General features: G+C 65.2%; 28 protein-coding genes and 2 pseudogenes. 10 read left to right on the forward strand and 20 right to left on the reverse strand.

What is annotated here, in order from left to right; translation table 11 throughout:
* The 5 genes from GVY64_RS04145 to GVY64_RS04165 all read right to left on the reverse strand — a co-directional run.
* Positions 1 to 1,689 (reverse strand): beta strand repeat-containing protein (locus GVY64_RS04145; protein ID WP_201297899.1); only part of this gene is annotated, 1,689 nt, incomplete at its 3' end.
* Positions 1,690 to 2,024: 335 nt separating this feature from the next.
* Positions 2,025 to 2,330: a hypothetical protein gene (locus GVY64_RS04150; RefSeq protein ID WP_159838936.1), complete on the reverse strand. Its 306-nt coding sequence runs from the start codon at positions 2,328 to 2,330 to the stop codon at positions 2,025 to 2,027.
* The gene (locus GVY64_RS04155; RefSeq protein WP_159838938.1) at positions 2,327 to 2,764 is read right to left on the reverse strand and encodes a hypothetical protein; all 438 of its coding nucleotides are present in this window, start codon (positions 2,762 to 2,764) and stop codon (positions 2,327 to 2,329) included. The genes GVY64_RS04150 and GVY64_RS04155 overlap by 4 nt, the downstream gene beginning before the upstream one ends.
* Positions 2,761 to 2,982, reverse strand: a complete 222-nt coding sequence (locus tag GVY64_RS04160) for a hypothetical protein (RefSeq protein ID WP_159838940.1) — start codon at positions 2,980 to 2,982, stop codon at positions 2,761 to 2,763. The genes GVY64_RS04155 and GVY64_RS04160 overlap by 4 nt, the downstream gene beginning before the upstream one ends.
* Before the next feature lie 781 nt (positions 2,983 to 3,763).
* Positions 3,764 to 4,501, reverse strand: coding sequence for an IPT/TIG domain-containing protein (locus GVY64_RS04165; RefSeq protein WP_201297900.1), 738 nt, complete (start codon positions 4,499 to 4,501; stop codon positions 3,764 to 3,766).
* Positions 4,502 to 4,751: 250 nt separating this feature from the next.
* On the opposite strand from GVY64_RS04165, the pseudogene GVY64_RS38615 reads away from it, so the two are divergent.
* Positions 4,752 to 5,030: pseudogene (locus tag GVY64_RS38615) on the forward strand (hypothetical protein); the annotation flags it as partial.
* Positions 5,031 to 5,150: 120 nt separating this feature from the next.
* Here the strand turns inward: GVY64_RS38615 and GVY64_RS38860 are convergent.
* Positions 5,151 to 5,531, reverse strand: a pseudogene (locus tag GVY64_RS38860) (hypothetical protein); the annotation flags it as partial.
* A 102-nt stretch (positions 5,532 to 5,633) separates the two neighbouring features.
* Here GVY64_RS38860 and GVY64_RS04175 point away from each other — a divergent pair.
* The 4 genes from GVY64_RS04175 to GVY64_RS04190 all read left to right on the forward strand — a co-directional run bounded on the left by GVY64_RS04175 (position 5,634) and on the right by GVY64_RS04190 (position 7,721).
* A complete protein-coding gene (locus tag GVY64_RS04175) occupies positions 5,634 to 5,996 on the forward strand; it encodes a hypothetical protein (protein ID WP_159838946.1) in 363 nt (120 codons plus the stop codon).
* Positions 5,997 to 6,058: 62 nt separating this feature from the next.
* The gene (locus GVY64_RS04180; RefSeq protein WP_159838948.1) at positions 6,059 to 6,469 is read left to right on the forward strand and encodes a hypothetical protein; all 411 of its coding nucleotides are present in this window, start codon (positions 6,059 to 6,061) and stop codon (positions 6,467 to 6,469) included.
* Between the two features lie 470 nt (positions 6,470 to 6,939).
* Positions 6,940 to 7,254, forward strand: a complete 315-nt coding sequence (locus GVY64_RS04185; RefSeq protein ID WP_159838950.1) for a hypothetical protein — start codon at positions 6,940 to 6,942, stop codon at positions 7,252 to 7,254.
* Positions 7,255 to 7,418: 164 nt separating this feature from the next.
* On the forward strand, positions 7,419 to 7,721 hold the full coding sequence (locus GVY64_RS04190) for a hypothetical protein (protein ID WP_159838952.1): 303 nt from the start codon (positions 7,419 to 7,421) through the stop codon (positions 7,719 to 7,721).
* A gap of 77 nt (positions 7,722 to 7,798) precedes the next feature.
* Here GVY64_RS04190 and GVY64_RS04195 read toward each other — a convergent pair whose 3' ends face one another.
* A complete protein-coding gene (locus GVY64_RS04195) occupies positions 7,799 to 8,173 on the reverse strand; it encodes a hypothetical protein (protein ID WP_159838954.1) in 375 nt (124 codons plus the stop codon).
* Between GVY64_RS04195 and GVY64_RS04200 the strand changes: the two genes are divergently transcribed.
* Positions 8,160 to 8,357: a hypothetical protein gene (locus GVY64_RS04200; RefSeq protein ID WP_159838956.1), complete on the forward strand. Its 198-nt coding sequence runs from the start codon at positions 8,160 to 8,162 to the stop codon at positions 8,355 to 8,357. The two genes, GVY64_RS04195 and GVY64_RS04200, sit on opposite strands and share 14 nt — an antisense overlap.
* Here the strand turns inward: GVY64_RS04200 and GVY64_RS04205 are convergent.
* The 9 genes from GVY64_RS04205 to GVY64_RS04245 form a co-directional block, all read right to left on the reverse strand.
* Positions 8,350 to 9,120 (reverse strand): hypothetical protein, encoded by a 771-nt coding sequence (locus GVY64_RS04205; RefSeq protein WP_159838958.1) that lies wholly within the window; start codon positions 9,118 to 9,120, stop codon positions 8,350 to 8,352. The genes GVY64_RS04200 and GVY64_RS04205 overlap by 8 nt on opposite strands.
* Positions 9,117 to 9,437: a hypothetical protein gene (locus GVY64_RS04210; protein ID WP_063019833.1), complete on the reverse strand. Its 321-nt coding sequence runs from the start codon at positions 9,435 to 9,437 to the stop codon at positions 9,117 to 9,119. Before GVY64_RS04210 ends, GVY64_RS04205 begins: the two co-directional genes overlap by 4 nt.
* The gene (locus GVY64_RS04215; RefSeq protein WP_159838960.1) at positions 9,437 to 10,273 is read right to left on the reverse strand and encodes a hypothetical protein; all 837 of its coding nucleotides are present in this window, start codon (positions 10,271 to 10,273) and stop codon (positions 9,437 to 9,439) included. The genes GVY64_RS04210 and GVY64_RS04215 overlap by 1 nt, the downstream gene beginning before the upstream one ends.
* Positions 10,274 to 10,348: 75 nt before the next feature.
* On the reverse strand, positions 10,349 to 11,125 hold the full coding sequence (locus GVY64_RS04220) for an ESX secretion-associated protein EspG (protein ID WP_159838962.1): 777 nt from the start codon (positions 11,123 to 11,125) through the stop codon (positions 10,349 to 10,351).
* A 105-nt stretch (positions 11,126 to 11,230) separates the two neighbouring features.
* On the reverse strand, positions 11,231 to 12,403 hold the full coding sequence (locus GVY64_RS04225) for a WXG100 family type VII secretion target (RefSeq protein WP_159838964.1): 1,173 nt from the start codon (positions 12,401 to 12,403) through the stop codon (positions 11,231 to 11,233).
* A complete protein-coding gene (locus GVY64_RS04230; RefSeq protein ID WP_236566604.1) occupies positions 12,400 to 12,879 on the reverse strand; it encodes a hypothetical protein in 480 nt (159 codons plus the stop codon). The genes GVY64_RS04225 and GVY64_RS04230 overlap by 4 nt, the downstream gene beginning before the upstream one ends.
* Positions 12,880 to 12,919: 40 nt before the next feature.
* Positions 12,920 to 13,459, reverse strand: coding sequence for a DUF3558 domain-containing protein (locus GVY64_RS04235; RefSeq protein WP_236566605.1), 540 nt, complete (start codon positions 13,457 to 13,459; stop codon positions 12,920 to 12,922).
* A 173-nt stretch (positions 13,460 to 13,632) separates the two neighbouring features.
* Positions 13,633 to 13,908, reverse strand: coding sequence for a DUF397 domain-containing protein (locus GVY64_RS39045; protein WP_159838968.1), 276 nt, complete (start codon positions 13,906 to 13,908; stop codon positions 13,633 to 13,635).
* Positions 13,905 to 14,750 (reverse strand): helix-turn-helix domain-containing protein, encoded by an 846-nt coding sequence (locus GVY64_RS04245; protein ID WP_268895588.1) that lies wholly within the window; start codon positions 14,748 to 14,750, stop codon positions 13,905 to 13,907. Before GVY64_RS04245 ends, GVY64_RS39045 begins: the two co-directional genes overlap by 4 nt.
* A gap of 284 nt (positions 14,751 to 15,034) precedes the next feature.
* Here GVY64_RS04245 and GVY64_RS04250 point away from each other — a divergent pair, with 284 nt between their 5' ends.
* Positions 15,035 to 15,496, forward strand: coding sequence for a DNA-directed RNA polymerase subunit beta (locus GVY64_RS04250; protein WP_159838972.1), 462 nt, complete (start codon positions 15,035 to 15,037; stop codon positions 15,494 to 15,496).
* Positions 15,493 to 15,921 (forward strand): DUF4254 domain-containing protein, encoded by a 429-nt coding sequence (locus GVY64_RS04255; RefSeq protein WP_236566607.1) that lies wholly within the window; start codon positions 15,493 to 15,495, stop codon positions 15,919 to 15,921. Before GVY64_RS04250 ends, GVY64_RS04255 begins: the two co-directional genes overlap by 4 nt.
* A gap of 6 nt (positions 15,922 to 15,927) precedes the next feature.
* On the opposite strand, the gene GVY64_RS04260 is transcribed toward GVY64_RS04255, so the two are convergent.
* Positions 15,928 to 16,425, reverse strand: coding sequence for a peroxynitrite isomerase (locus GVY64_RS04260; protein WP_159838976.1), 498 nt, complete (start codon positions 16,423 to 16,425; stop codon positions 15,928 to 15,930).
* Between the two features lie 116 nt (positions 16,426 to 16,541).
* Between GVY64_RS04260 and GVY64_RS04265 the strand changes: the two genes are divergently transcribed.
* A complete protein-coding gene (locus tag GVY64_RS04265; RefSeq protein WP_442939517.1) occupies positions 16,542 to 17,897 on the forward strand; it encodes a TIGR03118 family protein in 1,356 nt (451 codons plus the stop codon).
* A gap of 47 nt (positions 17,898 to 17,944) precedes the next feature.
* On the opposite strand, the gene GVY64_RS04270 is transcribed toward GVY64_RS04265, so the two are convergent.
* The 3 genes from GVY64_RS04270 to GVY64_RS04280 all read right to left on the reverse strand — a co-directional run bounded on the left by GVY64_RS04270 (position 17,945) and on the right by GVY64_RS04280 (position 20,067).
* On the reverse strand, positions 17,945 to 18,445 hold the full coding sequence (locus tag GVY64_RS04270) for a hypothetical protein (protein WP_159838978.1): 501 nt from the start codon (positions 18,443 to 18,445) through the stop codon (positions 17,945 to 17,947).
* Positions 18,446 to 18,627: 182 nt separating this feature from the next.
* Positions 18,628 to 19,686, reverse strand: a complete 1,059-nt coding sequence (locus GVY64_RS04275; RefSeq protein ID WP_159838980.1) for a DNA polymerase III subunit beta family protein — start codon at positions 19,684 to 19,686, stop codon at positions 18,628 to 18,630.
* A 33-nt stretch (positions 19,687 to 19,719) separates the two neighbouring features.
* Positions 19,720 to 20,067: a winged helix-turn-helix transcriptional regulator gene (locus GVY64_RS04280; protein ID WP_201297901.1), complete on the reverse strand. Its 348-nt coding sequence runs from the start codon at positions 20,065 to 20,067 to the stop codon at positions 19,720 to 19,722.
* A 70-nt stretch (positions 20,068 to 20,137) separates the two neighbouring features.
* Here GVY64_RS04280 and GVY64_RS04285 point away from each other — a divergent pair, with 70 nt between their 5' ends.
* Positions 20,138 to 20,896: an SDR family oxidoreductase gene (locus tag GVY64_RS04285; protein WP_442939518.1), complete on the forward strand. Its 759-nt coding sequence runs from the start codon at positions 20,138 to 20,140 to the stop codon at positions 20,894 to 20,896.
* Positions 20,897 to 21,228 lie beyond the last annotated feature (332 nt).

Consider the following 21,228-nt stretch of genomic DNA (forward strand, 5'->3'; position numbering starts at 1 on the left):
GGTTCCGCCGGGGGTGGTGACGGTCAGCTGCACGGTTCCGGTCCCGGCGGGAGCGACGGCCGTGATCTGGGTGTCGGAGTTGACGGTGAACGAGGTCGCCGGTGTGGCGCCGAAGTTCACCGCGGTGGCTCCGGTCAGGCCCGTGCCGGTGATGACGACCGTGGTTCCGCCGGTGACCGGTCCTACGCTCGGGACCACCGTGGTCAGGGCCGGCACGGCGACGTACGTGTAGGCGGCGGCGTTACTGGTTCCGCCCGCAGTAGTGACGGTGACTCCCACGGTCCCCGTCCCCGCGGGGGCGATTGCCGTGATCTGGGTGTCGGAGTTGACGGTGAACGAAGCTGCCGGTGTGGCGCCGAAGTTCACCGCGGTGGCTCCGGTCAGGCCCGCGCCGGTGATGACGACCGTGGTTCCGCCGGTGACCGGTCCTACGTTCGGCACCACCGTGGTGATGGCGGGCACCGGAATGTAGGTGTAGGCGAGGCCGTTGCTGGTTCCGCCGGGTGTCGTGACGGTGACTTGCACGGTTCCGGTCCCGGCCGGCGCGACCGCCGTGATCTGGGTCGCCGAGTTGACGATGAACGAGCTCGCCGGTGTGGCACCGAAGCTGACCGCTGTCGCTCCCGTCAGATTCGTCCCGGTGATGACGACCGTTGTCCCGCCGGTGACCGGACCGGCATTGGGCACCAACGTGGTGATGGCGGGCACCGCCACATAGGTGAAGGGAAGGCCGTTGCTGGTTCCGCCGGCAGTGGTGACGGTGACCTGCACGGTCCCCGTTCCGGCTGGAGCGACAGCGGTGATCTGGGTATCGGAGTTGACGATGAACGACGTCGCCGGTGTGCCACCGAAGTTCACCGCGGTGGCGGTCGACAGCCCCGTTCCCGTGATGACGACCGTGGTTCCGCCGGTTGTCGGACCGGTCGTGGGTACCAGGCTGGTCAGCGCTGGGACACCGGCATAGGTGTAGGTGACACCGTTGCTGGTCCCGCCCGAACCCGTGACGGTGACCTGCACGCTCCCCGTTCCGGGAGGCGCGATGGCGGTGATCTGAGTGGGCGAATTGACCGTGAAAATGGTTGCGGTGTTTCCGAACCGGACAGTCAGCGGGCCGGTGAACCCGGAGCCGGTGATCGTGACGGTGTTACCTCCCGAGGCCGGCCCGGCGGTCGGCGAAATGGAGGTGATGGTGGGGACGACCACGTAGATGAACGGCACCGCACCGCTGGTGCCGCCCGGACCGGTGACCGTGACCGGCACGATCCCTGTACCGGCCGGCGTGACAGCCGTGATCTGGGTGTCGGAGTTGACCGTGAACGAGGTCGCCGGTGTGCTGCCGAAATTGACCGCGGTGGCTCCCGTGAAGCCCGATCCGGTGAGCGTGACTGTCGTCCCGCCCGCGGTGGAGCCTTGGTTCGGGTTGATGCTGTTCAGCGCGGGAACCGGAACATAGGTGTAGGGGAGGCCATTGCTGGTTCCCCCCGCGTTGCTGACGGTGACCTGCACCGTACCGACCGAGCCGGCCGGGGCGATGGCCGTGATCTGAGTGGGGGAGTCGATCGTGAAAGTGGTCGCGGTACCGCCGAACCGTACGGTCGTCGGACCGCCGAATCCGGTACCCGTGATCACGACACTGGTTCCACCCGTTGCGGGCCCTGATGTCGGGGAGAGGGAAGTGATGGTAGGCATGGCGCTGCCTCCTTTTGCCGTGGTGATGATTCCTCTGCACCGGGGGGCGCCCGCCGCTCTTCAACGGCCCGGCTATCTCAATTAACGCCTTTGTACTGATGCCTGGCAACATATCCCGCGATCCGTTTTGGTCCGTTTTAGGTTCGCCGACGATGCATCGGGTTACGGCGCGAACAGCCTGGCAGGCGTTGCGGCAGAAATATTTTCGACGGTGTCTCGCCGCTGCCGGCAGCTACGCCGTCAGCACGGAGCCTGCCGAGAACCGCCGTCTCGGCGAACGACTGGCGACCATCCGGAACGCCCGTCAGCATCCCGCCTCGGAGTCCCTTCCCGTGTCAGAGGAACAGTTCCGGTGGGTCGTCGAATTCGATGCCCGCCTGCCGTGCCCGGGTCACCATCTTCCGATCCCACTCCCGATGGACCCGCAGAGCCATGCGGAACTCGCCCATCTGCTCGGACATCTGCTGGGTCTGCGAGATGGCCAAGTCACTCAATACTTTCGCGGCGTCGGCTTTCGTCTTCGTCATATGGGCGTCGACGTCGCCGCGCTTGAACCACGCCGTCACGGCCGCCGACAGCACCGACGAACTGGCGATGAGCACCAGCGCCGCGAAGACCGGTGACTGCTGGATGAGGTTCATGACGCCTCCCGAATCTTCACCGCGTGCAGCGTCCGGACGTCCTGCAGCACCTGTCGGCGCTTCCAGAGGAACGCGACACCCAGGGCGATCGGCAGCGGACCCCCGAGAACCGTGGCCGGACCGAGGGTTCGGTGCTGGATCTGCAGCAGCAGCAGTTGCGCGCCGAAGGCCACCAGGGACCAGCCGAGCGCTCCTAAGCCGACTTGCTCGACCAGATAACCCCAGACGCGCCGGGCGAACAGGCCGACCAGCGTGGCGACGCAGCCGATCAGCATCAGAACGAGCCACAGCGTGCGAAATCCCGCGGGCATGGCCGCGGTCGCCGAACCCGGCGGTGGGCCGTAGACGCAGTGCAACAGCATCGAGACACCGAATACCGCGCACAGCACCACCTCGAAGGGATCGTGGCGTGTCTTCTCCTTCTGAGCCCTCATGCTGGTTCACCGCTATCCGGTGGCGCCGGGCTCACCCGGTGGCGCGCCGATTCGACTGCGGGCAAGCCCAGTGCCGCCGCGACGATCGCGAGGACGAACCCCGAGAGGTCGGCGGAGACGACGCCTTTGGTGACGCCGTAGCCGATCAGCGCTACCAGCAGTGGGTACAGCAATGCGCGAACGGGCTCGCTGTGCAGGATGGTGATCACCTTGTTCATCGGTTCTTCCCTTTCTTTCTGTATCGACGGCGCTGTCGGCCGATGCCGGAGCGCCCGCCGTCTGAAAACCCACCGTGGGGTTTGTTTCGGATACGACCTGGTCCGATGTTCGGACGGTGTCGTGGAAATGCCTGCCGGCCAGTGGTATCTATGCGAACCCGTATGCGTCCGTGGAGGCTTCATGGCGCGTTGCCGCGGCCTGCGCCGGAGCGGCGCCGTTTACCGGAATGCCGTTTGCCGCCGTGTCGCGTCGGGCCCGCGAGTGATGTCCTGCCGAGGGGTAGAGGAAGGTAGGCATGACGCTGCCTCTCTGTTTGCTGGTTCCTCTGTACCGGGGTGCGCGACGCTGGTGGCGAACCGGTTAACTCCGTTATGCCCCATGATCAGCGGGTCGGCAACGCGCCAGATGATCCGTTTTTGTCCGTTTTCCAGATTGTTGCCACGTATTGACCAGGCGGCGGTGTGATTCGGTCGGGCCGCATCGTCCGGCCTGGCCGCAGTGTGGTTCTCGCCGGTGCGGTGGACCGGGACCAGGCAGCCCCGGGACCCCGGCCGCCTCGCAAATCGGAAACGCCACGCCCGCTGGAATTCTGGTCGCCACGCCCGTGCGTCTGCCAGTCCGCGGGTCGGGAGATCGAGATCACTGGTCGCTGTGAGGGAGGACAACCCGGCCGCAAGTGAGGGTCGGTCCCTTCGATCGGACCGAACGCTCGAGGATTTCACGCTCCACGCGACCGGGCCGCCGCCGGAATGCCCGGCGGCGGCCCGGTCGCTGTCTCGATCAGACGTAGGAGTACGTGGCGCCGTTACTGGTTCCACCGGACCCGGTGACGGTGACCTGGACATCGCCGGCCGCGTGGGCCGGTGCGACGGCGGTGATCTGGAGAGCGGAGTCGACGGTGAAGGTCGTCGCGGTGTCGCCGAACCGTACAGTGAGCGGACCGGTGAATCCGGTGCCGGAGATCGTGACGTTGTTTCCACCGGATGTGGGCCCCGAAGTCGGCGTGAGCGCCGAGATGGTGGGCACCACGACGTAGACGAAGGCGACCCCGTTGCTGGTGCCACCCGGAGCGGTGACGGTGACCGAGACGATGCCCGTGCCCGCCGGAGCGACAGCCGTGATCTGCGTGTCCGAGTCGACGGTGAACGACGTCGCCGGTGTGGTGCCGAAAGTGACCGCGGTGGCGCCCGTCAGCCCCGATCCGGTGAGCGTGACCGTCGTCCCGCCGGAGGTGGACCCCTGGCCGGGCGCGATAGAGCTCAAGGACGGAACGGCAAGATAAGTGTAGGTGGCTCCGTTGCTGGTTCCGCTCGAGTCCGAGACCGTCACCTGCACCGGACCGGCCGACCCCGCTGGGGCGATGGCCGTGAGCTGAATCGCGGAATCGATGGTGAAAGTCGTTGCCGTGGAGCCGAAACGCACGGTCAGTGGGCCGGTGAATCCGGTACCGGTGATCGTGACGCTGGTGCCTCCTGTAGTCGGGCCCGATGTCGGGGTGATCGAAGTGATAGTGGGCACGGTGATGCCTCCTGGTTCCGTAGAGATTTCCTCTGCACCGGGGAGGGCGCCCCGACTCACTCAGTGGCCCGGCACTTTCCATTAGGGCCCCGCGCCGCTACCTCGGCAATAATCCACCCACTCCGTTTTTGTCCGTTTTCTCCAGCGGTGCCCTCGTGAATCATCGCTGCACTCATACGGCCTCGGCCGCCGCAGGAAGGATGCGCCGCAGCAACGCCGCCACCTCGTCCGGCGCTTCGAGCGGTCCGCAATGTCCCGTCTCGAGTTCCACCAGCTCCACCAACCGTGGGAGTTGCTGGGCGAGCGGGCGCGAGCGGTGCGCCCGGGTGATGCGGTCGGCGATCACAGTGCTGGCACGGGTGAGGGCGCGAGGTTCGATGCTGGTCGCCATGCGCACCAGCATGAAGCCGTCGCCACCCCGGCCGCGAGCGGATGTCGCGGCGATGATCTCGTCCAGACGGAGCAACAACCTCGCTGGCGCTACGGGTCGGCGGGACGACTGGAGGAAGCGATTGCCCTGTTCGAGCGGACCCTCGCCGATCGGGAGCGGATCCTCGGTCCAGGCCACCCCGATACCCTGGCTCCCCGCGATAACCTTGGCGGGATGGTTCGGTCCGAGAATTCGCTCGAAGTCGGCAACGGTCCGCTCGTAGAGGGAGATTGCCTCTACGCGTCGCCCCATCGATGCGTAGGTGTGAGCGAACGAGGTGGTTCGTGGCAACCTCGCGGCCTCACAGGCGCAACGATCGAGGCCGCGTGGTCGGCAGTAGGTCCGGTGCCACAGCGGACGGTGCATTTCATCGACCGCCCCGTGTGCTGCAGATATTGCCCGAGAAGCCGGAATCGACGCAACGCGGCGGACGGCGTCTGGCAGCTCGACCTTCTTGATCTCGGGGATGGATGCCAGATAACCGTGGTTATCTGGCAATAGCTCCTCTACGCAGATTGTGGCGCGTATGACGCTCGGCCGTATCGGGCAGGATTTTTCGGTGCCTGGTGGGCTGCTCGTAGATGCTGCAGAGCAAAACATAGAACATCACCTCGTGACACCGGTCACTGATGGAACCTGTTGTGCCGCAGCATCGTCCAAGAGCAGTGAAGGAGATACCTTCAAACCAACGGAGGGGACGACATGCGAACCATTTCGGCCGGGCGGCGACTTGTCACAACAATCGCGCTGACGGCTGCGTGCATCGCGGGCGCATCGGCAGCCGGGGTCGGCATCGCACAGGCTGAGATACCGACGATTGCCGCCGAACCCGTCGAGGCGGCACGCCCGCACTGGCAGTTCGAACTCACCGCCAAGTGGACCGTGACATTGTCCTGCTACTTCGAGAATCTGGACCGGACCGACGCCACCGGTCCAGAGAAGTACACCGGAACGGGTAAGACCAAGGACGCGGCCGAGAAAGACGCTTGGAACAAGGCGCAAGCGGCTGCGCCCAAGGGGCGGAAGGTCAAGCACTGCCGCGTCGAGAGCTCATCGAAGAAATAGCAGGAAGGTTGGACGTGGACGACGACGAACGCCAAGTGTGGGAGTTCGCGGTAGGACTCGGGTTGCCGGACGCGACCGGGCCCGGTGCCCTCGACGGCGAGGGAATCCACCCGGTTGCGCTGGCGCTCGAGGAGAGCGCCCACCGGATCCGCGGGGTGAACCGTATCCCGTGCTTCACCAGTTTCGGACCGGTCACCGCGGTCGATGAGTTCGCTCAGCGCGCGTGGGGCGACGCATACGACCCGGCGCGCGTCCTGGTTGAATGCCGTCTTGCCGTCTATGTGACCGATGACGAGCTGGACGAACTGGTGTCAGCGATCGTCGAGGATCTCGGCATCGACGAGGACGGATACTCGGTGGTAGTCGGCCGGAAGGTCACCGTCGGCCTGCGGGCCATCTCGCTGGAGTCGCCAGAGAACAGCTTCTACCAACACCTCGTGGGCCAATACCGGGATCAACCCACCACGGATTGACTCCGTTCCGGAAGCCCCCCGTAACGACGACTACGAACCGGTCCAGAGCTACATCCTGCGGATGATCAAGCCATTCGCGTAGCGCAGACGCGTCTGTGCATCGAGGCCCGTCGCTCCGCGTAGAGCGACGGGCCTCGTCGGTCTCGCTTTCCTCGGCGGCTCGACACGCTTCTTGACAACGCGATGCGCTGGAATTCCGCGCCTTCGGTGCCGGGTGTCGAGTATCCGAAAGCTGAACGTTTCTCAACACCCCCGGTGGCGAGTCCGGCGGCGGATCGACGCCAGTCGTGCGGTGTCCTGGGTACTGAGCGAGCGCTAGAAGAAGGGCGATTCGTCGTCGCCGTCCTTCGTCACAGTGCGCCGGTAGACGCCGGTGACGATGCCCACGCGTCGCTATTGTTCCCCGAACAGCCAACACCGGAACGCGGCTGGGAACTGCTGTCGGTACTCGAACAGGGCGATGGGTCCCGTTGGATCTCGACCACCGTTTCATCGCAGCCCATATCGTCGCCGGCCAAGCCGAAGGCATACTCGCCAGGGACGATCCGGACCTACGCGCGGAGGTGATGATCCCGCTCACCCTCGGCTATTTGCTGGCGCCGAGCCGGCGTCTGAATCTCGAGGACCCGACCGTTGCCCGGCACGTCGCCCGCCGGACCGTCGCACCCCTGGTGACGGGTTCATCCTGCCCCGGACCCGGCTGCCTTCCGACGCCGTCACCGGATCCGGCGGTGGTGCCCGCTCGGGCGACGACTGCAATCCGTCGGCACCTGCTGGGGCGGTAAAGTGGGCCCGGTCGTGCTGTCGGAGCACGTTGCGTCCGAGGGGGATTCATTGACCGCGATAATCGGTGCGGATTTCGATGTGCGGGGCTGGTCGGCCTCCGTTGAACTGCCACGGATGCACGGCTCGGTCGTACGAGTCGACTGGCGCGGGTAGGAATGCAAGCGTGAACGGTCAGCCGCCGCCGCTCCCGGCGGGCCCGGGTCCGGTGCTCGACGCCAGGGCAGTCCTGAACGGAACCGTCGACATGCGCACCTACCGGCGCAAATATCTGGTCATCTGCGCGCAACCCCGGCGAGGTCTCGCCTGGGATGCGGGCCTGCTGAAAGCCAACCATCAGGCGAGTCTGTCGACGCTGACCGCCTGTATCGAATGGCTGGACACGTACTTCGGCTGGGAGCTGGTGAGCGTCTTCACCCGCCAGGTCGACAAGTACTACATCCACCACGCGATGTTGCGGCGTCGATGACGAACAGCGGCCGGATGAGTTGGGCAGCGACCCCTCAAACGCATCGCAGCTGGGTTACGCGCATGGTCCGCGTGGTGTCACGGCACGTCGTAGATCTCCCACCTCGCGAGTTCTGCTTCCGGAGACGGAGTGCCGTCCCATGGATGCGCTTGGAAGTCGTGGTCCACCAGATATGCTCGGTACTTTACTTTCGCGGAGCCGGTGTTGGTGACGTACAGGGTCCCTGTGCGAGCCCCCAATTCACTCTTCTTCAAAGCGTGGGCGACGGTGGTTGCTATCGGCCGAAGTCCATCGGGATTCTTCGACGCTGGTACGCAAAGATGAACCAAGACTATAGCGCTGCCATGTTTGTCGGCGGCAATTCCGAAGTTCACATCGAAGAGGTTGACCTCGGGCGGGAGCCGCAGTTCATCCGCGAATTTCGCCAGCTCCGGTTCTTTGATCTTCAGCATCGGAAAGCAACTGTCGATTTTCGTGGGCGTCGTTGACGCTGCCACCGTACTTGTCGTAATCGGAATGATGTCGTTGTCGGGTGTCGATCCGCAGCCGACCGGGGTGCAGGCGATGGCTACCGCCGCAATGGTCGAAGTGCGCCGCATGAATCGCCGGGCGGTGCGAGATGGCAAGATCATTTGACCACCAACTCCCACAGCTTGGGATCCTCGAAAGTGTTGGAAACAGAACTCGGCCACGTGTTGTTCGGCAGCCCGCGCGGGTTGTTCCTGAGATTCTTGAGTTCGTTCGCCGCGATTCCCTGCTCCTGCAGATTTCCGAGTGCTGCGGTGAACAGATCCGCCATCGTGGTGAATGCCTGGCCAGCCAGTTGTCCGACAACGCCGGCAGCCTCCAACGCCCCGACTATCTCGGCGATGTCGACGATCAACTCGACAATCTTGGCGTAATATCCAACGATGCCTTTGACGATCTCGGTGTAAAGCGCATGTCCGCTTCTGGCCAAGGAAATCAACTGATCGTGTACCTTGTCACATAAATCTGCGGTGGTGGCCATCGCCTGCTGCTGGCTCGTCCGGGACGCGCTGTAACGATCCTTCGCGGCTCCTGTCCAATGCCCATCGAGGCTGATGACAGGATTAGATTGTGCGTTCTCTGCGCCACGTACCGTTGCGCCTACCGCTTGCCAGTCGGCCGCGTACTGGATGAACAGGTAGGGTGCGGCAATTCCCTCGCCGATCTCGATGAATTTATCCATCACCTTCTTGAGTTCTACCTGTGCGTCGTCGCGCTTAGAAGTCACCAGCGCATAGAGCGGTGGCGCCTTCCACTTCAAGCCGTCTACTGCGTCGTTCAGCTTGTTTGGAAGATTGTTCCAATCATCCCGCGCCTTCTTGAAGTCGCCGATCGATTTGTCCAGATCTTCCTTTTTGAGCGTTTCGGTCATATGCTGAAGTCCACATCCAACTTGTTGAGATCGCCTTCGATCGCCTCGTCCTGGCTTCTGTAAGTGGCCGCCGCTCGGTGCAATGCGACACCCATTTCGGTGGCCTCGGTGCCGCCTTCTCGGAGGCGATCCTGGATATAGGCGGCGGTCTGGGTGTACTGATCCCAGGGTATCTGGAAGATCCCAAATTGAATCCTGGAGAACTTCAGTGGCTCTATTTGATCCGCAGCATTATAGAGCGCCTGATCCACGGTGTCGGTCCAAGCTTTCGACGCTTGTTCGAGAAGGTCCAGTTCTACGGATAGGTTGTCGGCCATCAGATCTCGTTTTCGGTCAGTTTTCGAATGTGCTCGGCAAGGCGCTTGGAGACCTCGGCCTCTGATTCTCGATCGAGATAAGGATCTCTGGCTGAAACCGGTTTCATTGCGCGAATTCGATCGGCGCATGCCACGATGTCGTGGGCGATCGTGAAAGGTTCGGCACCCTGGGCCCATCGCGGATCGATCCGGATGGCGATAATTCTTCTTTCATTCGCCGTCACGGTAATCGCGGGCTCGTCGGACTCGGTCAAACCGGGGCCGTGTGCTTCGTATGTGACGGGACCTATCAGGCGTGTGAAGGTCTCCTGATATTCATGAGTGTCTCGCGTTTGCAGAAGCGCGGGCGCGACATCGTGCAGGGATGGCATCGTCGATTCCGGAATCGAGCCGGACTCGGCATAATGAAGTTGCCGCTCATAGAGGGCATATTTGTATGCGGTCATGATGCTCTCCGCGTAGCGTGACGGCTCCCAGCTGCCCTTCCAGTTGCGACTGATTTTCACTTCGGTGGGCAGGCAGTCTTCACCTACTTTTACCGATACCAACGCGGACTTCTGCGGCAGCGTGAGCGTATCACGCTCGGCACCGGCGGCGGAATCACCTCGATCGGCACCGGCCGATTGATGCTGCCGCCGATTGTCGTCGGGCTCGTCATCCCAATAATTCGGGTCGTCCCACGGAGGTGGGGTGTGTGGCATCACTCGTCCGCTTTCGAACTCGACAGTGCCTGATCCTCGTAAAGTCGTCGCCCAGCAAACTCTACGGGTGCGGTATTTCTGCTCACGAAACTCCCCTCTCGGCAGCCTGTCGATGAATTCATGCAGGCCGATCAACTCCCCATTGGGTTCCAGACACTACCGGCGTGCCGGGCCGTCGGCAAGCTTCTCAGCAAGGAGTTGGCCACGCTGCTACCAACTTTCGGGGCGGGCGGCTTCGAGATGTTGGAGGGCTTGGGTGATCCAGGTGGTGAAGTGGGTGGTCAGGTCGGTGGGGGTGGTGGGGCGGATGGTGATGTGGTCGGTGCGGTGTTCGGTGTAGCGGCCGTCGGTGGAGATGTCGTGCCATTGGAGGACTTTGGCGGGTTTGGTGTGGGTGTGCAGGGGGGCGGTGATGAGGACGGCGGTGCCGCCGCCGTCGACGGGGCGGCCGAGGAGGCGTTGGTATTGCTCGCGGGGGGTGTTGCGGGCGTTGTCCTGGAGGTAGGTGTCGCGGCGGGGGATCAGGTCGTCGGGGTGGAAGGTTGCGGGTTTCTCCGTTCCGGGGGTGCAGGCGGGGATGGCGTTGAGGAGGCGTGCCGGGAGTTGTTCGGCGGGGAACAGGCGCGCGCGGATCGGGCCGTGTTCGTGTTGATTGCCCGCTTGGCTGAGGACAACGGCGCGGTAGTTGTCGCGTGCGCCGAGGATTCGATACTCGCGGATGTCGTGGGGGCCGGTGCTGTTCTTGTGCTTGCAGGTGCCGCCGAGGATCTCGATCCGGAGGTCGGAGTCGCCCAAGGTGCGGAAGGCCGCGGCGATCTCGTCGAGTTCGTCCGCGGAGTAGCGGTCCCAGACGGCGGCGCGGTGGGCGGCGAAGTCGTCGCGGAAGGCGAAACGGCTGGTGTAGCGCAAGGGGCTGGGGATGCGATCGTGCGCGTCGCCGTACCAAAGAGCGGCGAAGTCGTCCGGTTCCCAGGTCCATTCAGCCATGTGAGAGGTCCAATCCGGCCGCTGCGCGGCCACTGTTCACACGCGTACGCCCGCTCACCGATACGGCAGGCGGGGGTGCGCGGAGTCGAGAAGTATGCGGCCCGATCAGTCGGGCGTGCCGCCGATGACGCCGCCGGGCAGCGTTCTCGGAGGTTCACCGAGCAGTTCGTCGGTGTTCTCCTGGGTGATCAGGTAGTCCGGCGTCTTGTGCTCGGACTCGTCGTCCTTGCCGCCGCCGCGAGCGCCGGGCGCCATCATGCCCGGCATCCCGCTCGTGCTGCGTAGTCCCGAAGCGGCCCTCGCAGCAGCTGCCGGATTCGCTGTAGGGTTCAGCGTTCCCGGTGCGCCCGCGATACTGCGTCCCGGTTGCGGCTGGTTCGAGGTGCTGGGCGTCCCCGGTGTGCCAGGGCTGGGCGCACCCGGGCTGTGCGGGGTCGGGTTGCCGGCCGGCGCGGACTTGGTCGGGTCCGTGGTGGAGGCGGGAGTCGTGGACGTGGGGTCCACGCCTGCGGGCTCGGTCGTGGTATCGGACGCTGTCGTGTCGGACGATTGCTGATTCCGGGGCGACTCGTCGGTGGACTGCTGCTGTTCTTCGGTGGTCGTCTCGTCGGGCTCGCCGTCGCCGTTCTCGTCACCGGGAGTGCCCGAATCGGTAGTGGTAGGACCGTTGCCGGAGTCGGTCGACGTGGGGCCGCCGCTGTCGTCGCTGTGGTATCCGCCCGGCGGTGGCGCTGGGATGTCCACGGATGCGGTGGGGCCCACCGGTGTGGGCAGCACCGGAATCTTGCCATCCATCTCACTGAAGGGCTGGACGTAGTAATCGTTCATCGCGACTCGGGCCGACTGCTCGGCCAGGAAGCGTTCGCTCGACAGGTTCCATCGTCTCGGATTGAAGATGCGATCCTCGAACGGGATGTTGACGAGCTCGGGGATAGCCTTCTTCGTATCGGTGATCGCGGTGGCGGCGTCGCGGACCCGGTAGTACAGCTCCTCCAGGGAGGTCGTCAGGTTCTGTGCGTCGCTGGTGTACTTGGCGATGGAGCTCTTGGACTGCTCCGCTGCGGGGCCGGACCAGGCTTGAGCTATGGATGTCTGGATTGAGCGCGCGAAGGTTTCGACACCGCGCTCCCACTCATTGCGAGCCTGCCAGTACGTGTCGGCATGGGTGTGGGCATCAGTGGGATCGAGGGGCTTGAACGTGTCGTTGATGCGCGCGTGTTCCCAGCTGTCGGTGTGCTCGCCACCGTTCGGGATGCGCTTGTTCTCGTAGCCGCTCATTTGCTCGGTCCGATCGGGAGTCGAGGCGGTGAGAATTGGACTCCAACGGGCGGCCGCTCGGGCAGTGTGGTACTCAGCCTGTGGAAGTCTGCGGCAAAGTCGCTGTCGGACTGCATGATTCGATCTCGAGCTATCCGGTGAACTTCCTGGATGTCCTCGACGATGCGATAATGATCATCCATGATCTGATAGACGCTGTTGTTGTCTTCCGCGCCGCGTGCCTTCTTTTTGAATCTATCGACCAAGGTTTGTGCCGACACCATGTCACCGTCGCGCTCGCCCAAGCCCCAGTGAGACTGCTGTGAGACAAAATCCATGGATCTTTGGATCTTCTGAATGGCGTTCTTGAAGTACTCGCAGTCGCGGTCGATGTAGATGAAGTCCTCTGCGGACATGTGGATTCCTAGCTGGCCCTCGTTCGCCGCGCTTAAAATGTTCGCCATCGGCCGAGGCGGCTGCGCGCTGTCGTCACCCATGTACTGCTCCCTCCCGGTGAGTTCGATCGCTTCGGCGGTTTCAAACAGTGGCAGGCATTGTCGGCACTACTTTCTCAGCCAGAGTCCGTGCCAGTGCGCATGTATCGAGGCTTCCCGTGTTCTTGCGCGACGGTGGATTACTGAGGAAGATTTCGAGGCTTCCGCCTCTCATCTCCACATTGATCGTGCACACCGCGTCCGGGTGCTCGTCTACCTGTCGTGTGGAGATCGCTCGGCGACCGTTGAGCGTGTACTCGCGCGTATCTGTGAACTTCTTGTCCCGCACCATGTCGACGGTGATGTTGGTCGTGGTGATCACCGGGGCGTAGCCGTCGGTCTGGATCCATGCGCAACCACGCCACTTGACCCCTCCAGAAGCGTTCGAGTCCTGCTTGTCTTTGCTGCGCAGGTTCTCTGAATCGAGCACGCTCTGCGGGATGTCGGTGCACGGGTCGTAGCCGGTGGGGACGTCAGGGGCGATGGTCGGGCTGGCGGATGCGGCTCCGGTCGACGGGGCATGATCGGTGGAGGAATCGCAGGCTGGCAGCATGAGCGCGGCACCGAGGGCGAGGATGACCAATCGCTGAGATTTCCGCGCTGACGTCATTGGTCCCCTCCTGCACCGGTGTGTTCCCTGGCCTCTCCAGGGCCGGACCGGCTCTTCCGCCCCCTGCAGTGAATGTTGACGCTACCGGGAGGTTTCCCCGAGGTGCAAGCGTACCGAAATGTATCCCGCGTCCTAGGGTCTCCGGTTCAATCGAGTACCTCGGACCTCCCGAGAGGAAGGTCCGAGGACGTGGCCGACCGGCCTCGGGGGGCTGGTGTCAACCGCGTTCGTTCGTTGCTGGCAATGCGAGCGGTGAACGAGTCCCACTCGCGCGGGGTGAACACGAGAGCCGGTCCGGTGGGATTCTTTGAGTCACGTACACCCACGCAACCTTCGCCCAGGAACGCGACCTCGACGCAGTCCTTCTCGGCACTGCTATAGCTGCTCTTGAACCAGGTGACGTCGGATAGGCTGGCGTTCATTCGGCGTACTCCTTCGCGATCTTGTGGATGAGAAGTCGGCTTCGCTCCTGGTCAAGTGCCGATCGCTGAATATCGGCGTACGTCTGGCGATATCGCCGGATCTCGTCGGGCCTCTCAAGATACAGGTCACCGGTGAGTCCCTGCATATAAACAACCGGCGGCTCGGTGAGATGTGCAGTGGGATAGTTCGGAAAGTCGAGCATTACAAACGACCCGGCGCCCAATCCCGCGTACGCCTCCGCTGCGAGCGGAACCACTCGGATTGATACATGGTCTCGTTCGCCTACAGTCGCCAGGTGCCTGAGCTGCCGTTCCATTACTGATGGGCCACCGATCGCGCGACGCAGTGCGGACTCATCGATGACAGCCTCCAGGAGAACCGGGTCGGAGTCGTCCAAACGGGCCTTCCGCTGCTTGAACATCTCGATCCTCCGCTCGACTTCGTGTCCGGGTATCGCGGGAAGCTCGACCCAGATGAGCGCGCGTCGGTACTCGTCGGTTTGCAGGATTCCGGGCAGAAGGGTTGTTTGATAGGACACGAGACGCTTGGCTACCGCCTCCAACTCCACGAAGAGGCTGAACTCTTCGGCGATGGTGTCCCCGTAGGCGTGCCACCATCCGGGCCGCTTGGTCTCCTCGACCAGATTGAGCAGGATGGCGGTCCGTTCCTCCGACGCTCCGTACACCTTGCACAGCCGTTCGACGAACAACGGGTTCAGCCGGACCGGTTGCCCGGTCTCCATCCGCCACAGGGTCTGTTTCCCGACGCCGATCGCGTCCCGTGCGTACTCCGCGCTCACGCCCGAGCTGACCCGCAGCTCACGCAGCTGCCGCCCCAGCATCCGGCGGGGCAGGGTGGAACCGGTTGAAGTCACGGCGAAATCCCTTTCGTAGCCTAAGTATTGGCCGGGTACCTAACTGGAACCGAATGGCGGGGGACCTTGGAACCTGGGCGATTTCCGCCCGATTCCACCACTGAGAACATTCCCGCCCAGCAATATCCGGTGCTCTACTGAACGCGCCCGGACCCAATCGAAGAAGTGCTGAAACCTTAACCGCGCCAACGGTTCCAGGTCCAGCGTCCGGGATTTCTCGCGTACCGAACTATGTGAATCGAGGCAGGCGAATGAATCATGCGGCATTCGCGGACACTCCCGCGTCCCGCTGCGCGTTTTACCGCCGCACCTGTGGGCTGCCCGCCGGGATCCATCCGGAGATCGGCCGGATCGTCGTGAAGGCGGGTGTGGTGGGCGGGATCACGATGCCCGACCGGCTGGGGCAGTGCGTGCGGGACGACATGCTTTTCCGTGGCAGGCCGCTGGGCCCGGTGGTCGCGCACATCCGTTCCCGCCGATGGACATTCCTGTGCCGTCCCGATCTGCCGGACGACGTGCGGCTGTTCGCGGCGTTGTTCCGGCTCGACGTTTCGGTCGTGCCGTTCGGCAGTGAAATCGCGCTGCCGTCACCTGCCGATGCTCCAGGCGTGTTTCGCCGATGGGTGGTCGCGCCGCGCGACACGTTCCGTCCGTCCGGGATGGTGATCGTGGATTGCGTGCTGGCTCGCGCGGGCAGGAAAGGGGCACTGTGAGCGAGGGGTTGCCGACGCGAAGTCAGCTGTTGGGAGCCTGCCGGGACAGCGCACCGCCGCCGGGCCATCCGGTGCTGCTGCGGGCGCGCGCTCTCGCGGAGTTGCATACGCGCCGGATCCGCGCGGGTCACGGCTGCATGTGCGACAACGATGAGCGCCGGGCCCGGCTGGTTCGTGACGTCGACCGCTGGGTCGCGACCCGATTGCCCGCAGCGCGCGGCGGAGCCTATCTGCACACCGAATCGGTCGGTTCGGTGGTCGACCGCCTCGCCCGGCTCAGCGCGGGCGCGTCTGCGGCGATGGCCGACGACCAGGGCTGGGACCTGTGGTTCGCCTGGGAGCGGCTGGCCGAACTGGCCGTGGCCTACGAGGATCTGGTCGGCGAGTTGCGCAGTGGACGTCGCCGGTTGCCGAGCGCTTTCTAGCGTGGATCAGTTCCGCCGCAGGGTGGCGGCGAGGTGATGCCGCAGCGGTTCGCCGACCGCCGCCATCCGGAGCGTGTAGTCGATGGTGTCGCCGGACACGTGCAGCGACCGGCCGAGAGCGGTGACGAGTTTCGCGGTGCTGCTGCGCCCGATGGCGGTGGAGTCCAATTCCATGCGCAGCGCGCCGTCCTCGATCGTGAGCGAGCCCTCACAGATTTCGGTGATGCCGGTGGGATGGGCGAGGATCAATTCGACGCGGTCGGGGCGCGGGCAACGCAGATAGCCGGTCTCGGCGTGCAGCGGCCGGCCGTCGTCGGTGGCGCGGGTCTTCTGCCGGTAGGTGAGGAACGGTCGGCCGAGATGGCCGAAGCGGATTTCCTCGACATAGCCGAACGGCTGAATGGTCGGGTATTCACCCTGCCCATTACCGCGCCACGTGCCGAGCAGTGGAGCGAGCGGAGCGATATCAGGGTGCAGGGCAATAGCAGGCTGGGGTTCGACCACGGCGAACAGCCTAAACCCGTGCCCGTCCCACCGTTCGGGTACTCCCGAATTTGCCGCACGCTAAGGTTAGCTTCGCCTTATCACCAATGTGGTGTGGTCGGAAAGGAAACAGTAAGTTGAACGGACGCTGGAATGAGTCGCGTCGTGGCGGTACGCCTCCGTCGCGGACCCGAAGTGGTCTGCTGCGCGCGTCGGCGCTTGGTGTCGCGCTGATCGTCGCGGCGGGCTGCTCGGACTCGAAGTCGGACGAGGTGCCCGCGCTCGACGGCAACAAATACGTCCAGACCAATCTCGCGGCCAACAACGCGGAGTACAAGGCGCAGTTCGTTTTCCCCGACCTGGTGAACGCCTGGGGGCTGGCCAACCGCCCCAAGGGCGCGGGCGGGCACTTCTGGGTCGGCGCGGGCGGTAAGTCTTTCCAATTCGTCGGTGACGTGACCAAGTCCTCGGACGAGAAGCTGCACAAGCTCTTCCAGGACGATCTGAAGATCGTCACCATCCCCGGCGCCGACGCCGACACCTCGGACAAGAGCGCGGGCAAGACCACCGGCGTGGTGTTCAACCCGGCGCCGATCACCTCCGACCTGTTCGTCGTGCGCGACCAGCCGGTCGAGGCGGAAGGCGGGCCGCTCAACGGTTCGGCGCGGTTCATCTTCGCCACCGACTCCGGCAAGATCTCCGCCTGGACCGAACTGGGCTTCGAGGGCCGGATCGTGCGCCACGACGGGCCCGCCAACCTGGTCTTCGACGGCCAGGCGCAGGGGATGCAGTTCTTCGGGATCGCGCTCGCCCCCTCCGGCGACAAGCTGCTGGCCGCCGACTTCGGCGCCGACCCGCAGGTGCGGACCTTCGACAAGAACTGGCAGCCGATACCGACCACCGGCTTCGCCAACCCGTTCGCCACCGGCGACGCGATCGACCCGGCCGCGCCGGAGAAAGGCAAGAAGGCCGAGCCCGGCGATCCCGCGCCGTTCAACGTCTCGACCATCGGCAACCGGGTGTTCGTCGCCTACGCCACCACGCAGCCGGACGAGAAGGACGCCGCGAAGTTCGACGCCGGCGAGGAGGACTCGCTGGACAAGGACGAAGAGCGGGAAGCGGGCGGCAAACCGGACAAGGGCAAGCTCGCCGAGTTCGACGCAGGCGGCAAACTTGTGCGCATCATCGATGACGGCAAGCGCCTGAACGCGCCCTGGGCGGTGACGATCGCGCCGGACGGGTTCGGTCCGCTCAGCGGCAAACTGCTGGTCGGCAACTTCGGCGGCGCCGGACACGTGCTGGCCTACGACGACACCACCGGCAAGTTCGCGGACTACTTGCGCGATGCCGACGGCAAGCCGGTCGCGATCGAAGGGCTGTGGGCGCTGATGTTCGGCAACGGCGAGAGCCTCGGTGACGCCGACTCGCTCTACTTCACGGCCGGACCCGACGACGAGAAGGACGGTCTGTTCGGCAAGCTTCGCTTGAAGTAGGACCTTTCCCCAGCGGCCCGCACCGATCCGGTGCGGGCCGCTGGTGCTTATCGTCCGCCCTTCGGCGCCGAGGCTCGGGGTTCGGCGCGCCGTTCGCGGACGGCCGACTCGACTTCGTCGATCGCCGTCCGGATCATCGTCCCGTAGCCGTCGTCGGCGAGGGTGTGCAATCGTGTGCGAGCGGCGTCGATTTCGCGTTGTGCGGCGTCGAACGAACCGAGCCTGCGGTAGTCGTCGGCGAGGTTGAGGTGCAGTGACGGGTAGAACGCGGCCACTCGCAGCGATCCGTCATAGTCATGTGCGCGGGCGTCCGAGAGGCTGTCGGCGGCATCCAGTGCCCGGATGTTCCAGGTGAGCGCCTCGGCGGCGTCGTCGTACAGGTCGGCCAGATAGTGCGCGAGCGTGCACCGGTGCAGCGGGTCGCCCTGCGGGCCGAGCGAGGCCCATACGGCGAGCAGAGCGTCGCGCGCGTCGTTCGGGCGGCCGTCGTGACCGAGGGCGACAGCGCTGGTGATGGCGTCCATGGTGGGATCGTGGGTCGGGTTCATCCGGGTCTCCTTCGGTGTGGGATGAGGTCGCGTGTCGTATGCGAGTTCGAGTGGCCGGTGTCGGGCCGACATCGGATGTATCCGGAGGCAGGCGGGACGCGCGTTCGGATCGCGCCGCCGACGGGCACGACGAACGGGCGGCGCAGCGAAGGCACAGATACCGGCCGTCGGCGACGGGGTGACTATGCCGAAGCGTTCTCGTCGAGCGGTCGGACCGGCATGGCCAGGGTGGTGAGATCTCCGTCGGTGGCGGAACGCAGGATCACCGGTTGATCGGCGGCGATGATGTCGAGCATGAGATCGGGGCCGAGCGCGGTGTGGACGGCGGGCAGCAGCGTGGCGGGATCGAACGACAGCGCGACGGCGGAGCCGGTGACCTGAGCGGGCACGTGATGCGCCGCGCCGGGTTCGACCGCCACGACCTCGGATCGCTGGATATCGAATCGGACTGTCACAGAAGCCTTTTCGAGAACGTCCAGCATCAGGTGCCGGGCGACGAGCACCCTGGTGCGGACCGGTCCCAGCCCAGCCAGTAGGGCGCGATGGTCGGGGAATTCGCCGTCGATGACGGCCGAGCGGTGTTCTCCGCTGTCTCCGGCGAGAATCAGTCCGCCGTCGGCCGGTGCGGCGACGACCTCGTCCATGCCGCGCAGCGTCTCGGCGATCGACGCGAGCCCGTCCGGATCGAGCACCACGGACCAATCGCCGCCGTGCTGCCGGTTCGCCACCACGGTGCGGGTGGACAGGCGGTATCGGTCGGTGGCCGTGAGAGTCACGGCGTTCGCGCTCGCTTCCAGGAGAACGCCCGCCAGCACGGGAATTTCGCGGGTACGAGCCGCGGCGGCGCGGACCTGCTCGAGCGCCTCGGCCAGCACCGCCGCGTCCATTGCCACGTGCGCGCCGAGTGACCGCTTGACCACGGCGGCGACGCGAGCGGCCTCGTGTGCTCGCCGCGCCAGTTCCGCCACGTGACGGTCGAGCAGTACGCCTGCGTGCTCGGCGTCGCCGGTAAGAATTTCCGCGATCGCCTCCAGTGGCAGATCTATCGCGCGCAGCTGCCGGATGAGCGTCGCCCGCTCCCGCTGCGCCTCGGTGTAGTAGCGGTATCCGGTCAGTGGGTCGACCCGGGCGGGAACGAGCAGGCCGCAGTCGTCGTAGAACCGCAGCGCGCTCGCCGTGAGCCCGCTGGCCCGCGCGAGCACACCGATCGTGATCAACCCCGTCGACTCCGCACTCACCACGGGGCCATCATGGAGTCTCAACCAACTCGAAGGTCAAACGCCGGGGTCGGTGGGGGTCACGCGCCAGCGGCGCGACCAGTCCCAGACCGATTCGAGTGCCGTGCCGAGTTCGACGCCCGCGGTGGTCAGTTCGTAGGACTTGTCCGGGTTCTTCGCGATCAAGCCCGCGGACTGCAAGTGCTGCAAGCGCACCGACAGCATGCTGGAAGAGCAGTTGCCCATGCGCCTGCGCAGTTCGAGGAAGCCGAGGCGGTCGGGTTCCAGTTCCCACAGGATGCGCAGGATCCAGCGCTGGCCGAGCAGATCCATCGTGGCCAGCAGCGGCGCGTTCGCCGGGTCCTCCCGGCCGCGCGGCGGCTTCGGTTCGTTTGCGCTTCTCATTTAGAACCAGCATAGTAGTTCTGAATCAGAAGCATCGGCCCGGGTCGCCGGGTGGACCGAGAGGGTGACGGTGGACGACACGACCGGACGGCGAATCGTTCTGATCACGGGCGCCTCCCGCGGTATCGGCGCGGAGACCGCTCGAGTGCTGGCAGCGCGGGGCGACCACGTGGTGATCAACTACCGGGAGAAAGCCAAGCGGGCCGATGTGCTGGCCGAGTCGATCCGGCAGGCGGGCGGCAGCGCCTCCACCGTGGGCGCCGACATCGCCGACGCGGACTCGGCCCGTGCGCTGCTCGCCGCGGTCGTCGAGGAGTTCGGACGGCTGGACGTGCTGGTGCTCAACGCTTCCGGTGGGCTGGAGCGCAACGCCGCGCCCGGATACGCGATGGCCCTCAACCGCGACGCGCAGGAACGGCTGGTGCGGCTCGCCGTGCCGCACATGCCGTCCGGCGCGCGGATCGTGTTCGTGACCAGTCATCAGGCGCATTTCCACGGCCGCAAGCCGGTCCCCGCCGACTACGAACCCATCGCGGCCAGCAAGCGTGCGGGCGAGGACGCGCTCCGCGCCATGATCCCCGAACTCGCCGCCGGAGGCATCGCCCTGCACGTCGTCTCCGGCGACATGATCGACGGCACGATCATCGTCCAGCTGCTGGAGCGCCGGAACCCCGACGCCGTCGCCGCGCGCCGCACGCAGGGTGATTTGCCCAGCGTCACGGAATTCGCCACCGCCGTCGCCGCGGCCACCACCGCCCCCGCCGACCCGGGCCACACCACCTACATCGGCGGTCGGGACTACCTGGACGCGCGCGCGACGGTTTCCTGAAAGCCCCCGTCGCGGGCGGTCGGTCTGCGACGGTTGAGAGTCGAGGCAGCGAGACGATCCCGAGTGCCGATCGATCATGTGACTTCGCCAGGCGTAGCCGGGTCTGCGGGCGCCGGTAGTTCGGGTATGCGGGAAGCCGTCTCCTCAGTGCGGTCCGTCGGTCGGCGTCGGTGAGCTGCGCGCGGTCGGGCAGGTCGCTCACCCGCGCGCCGTTCATCAGCGCGCCTCGATATCGCCCAGGCGTGGGCACACAAGGAATCGGTGATTTCGGTGGAGCGTCGAGGCCAGAACTCGGATCATGGGCGGGTGGTCGACTACCTGAGCACTGCGTC

Origin of the sequence: Nocardia sp. CY41 (assembly GCF_009829325.1) — a bacterium.
GTDB lineage: Bacteria > Actinomycetota > Actinomycetes > Mycobacteriales > Mycobacteriaceae > Nocardia.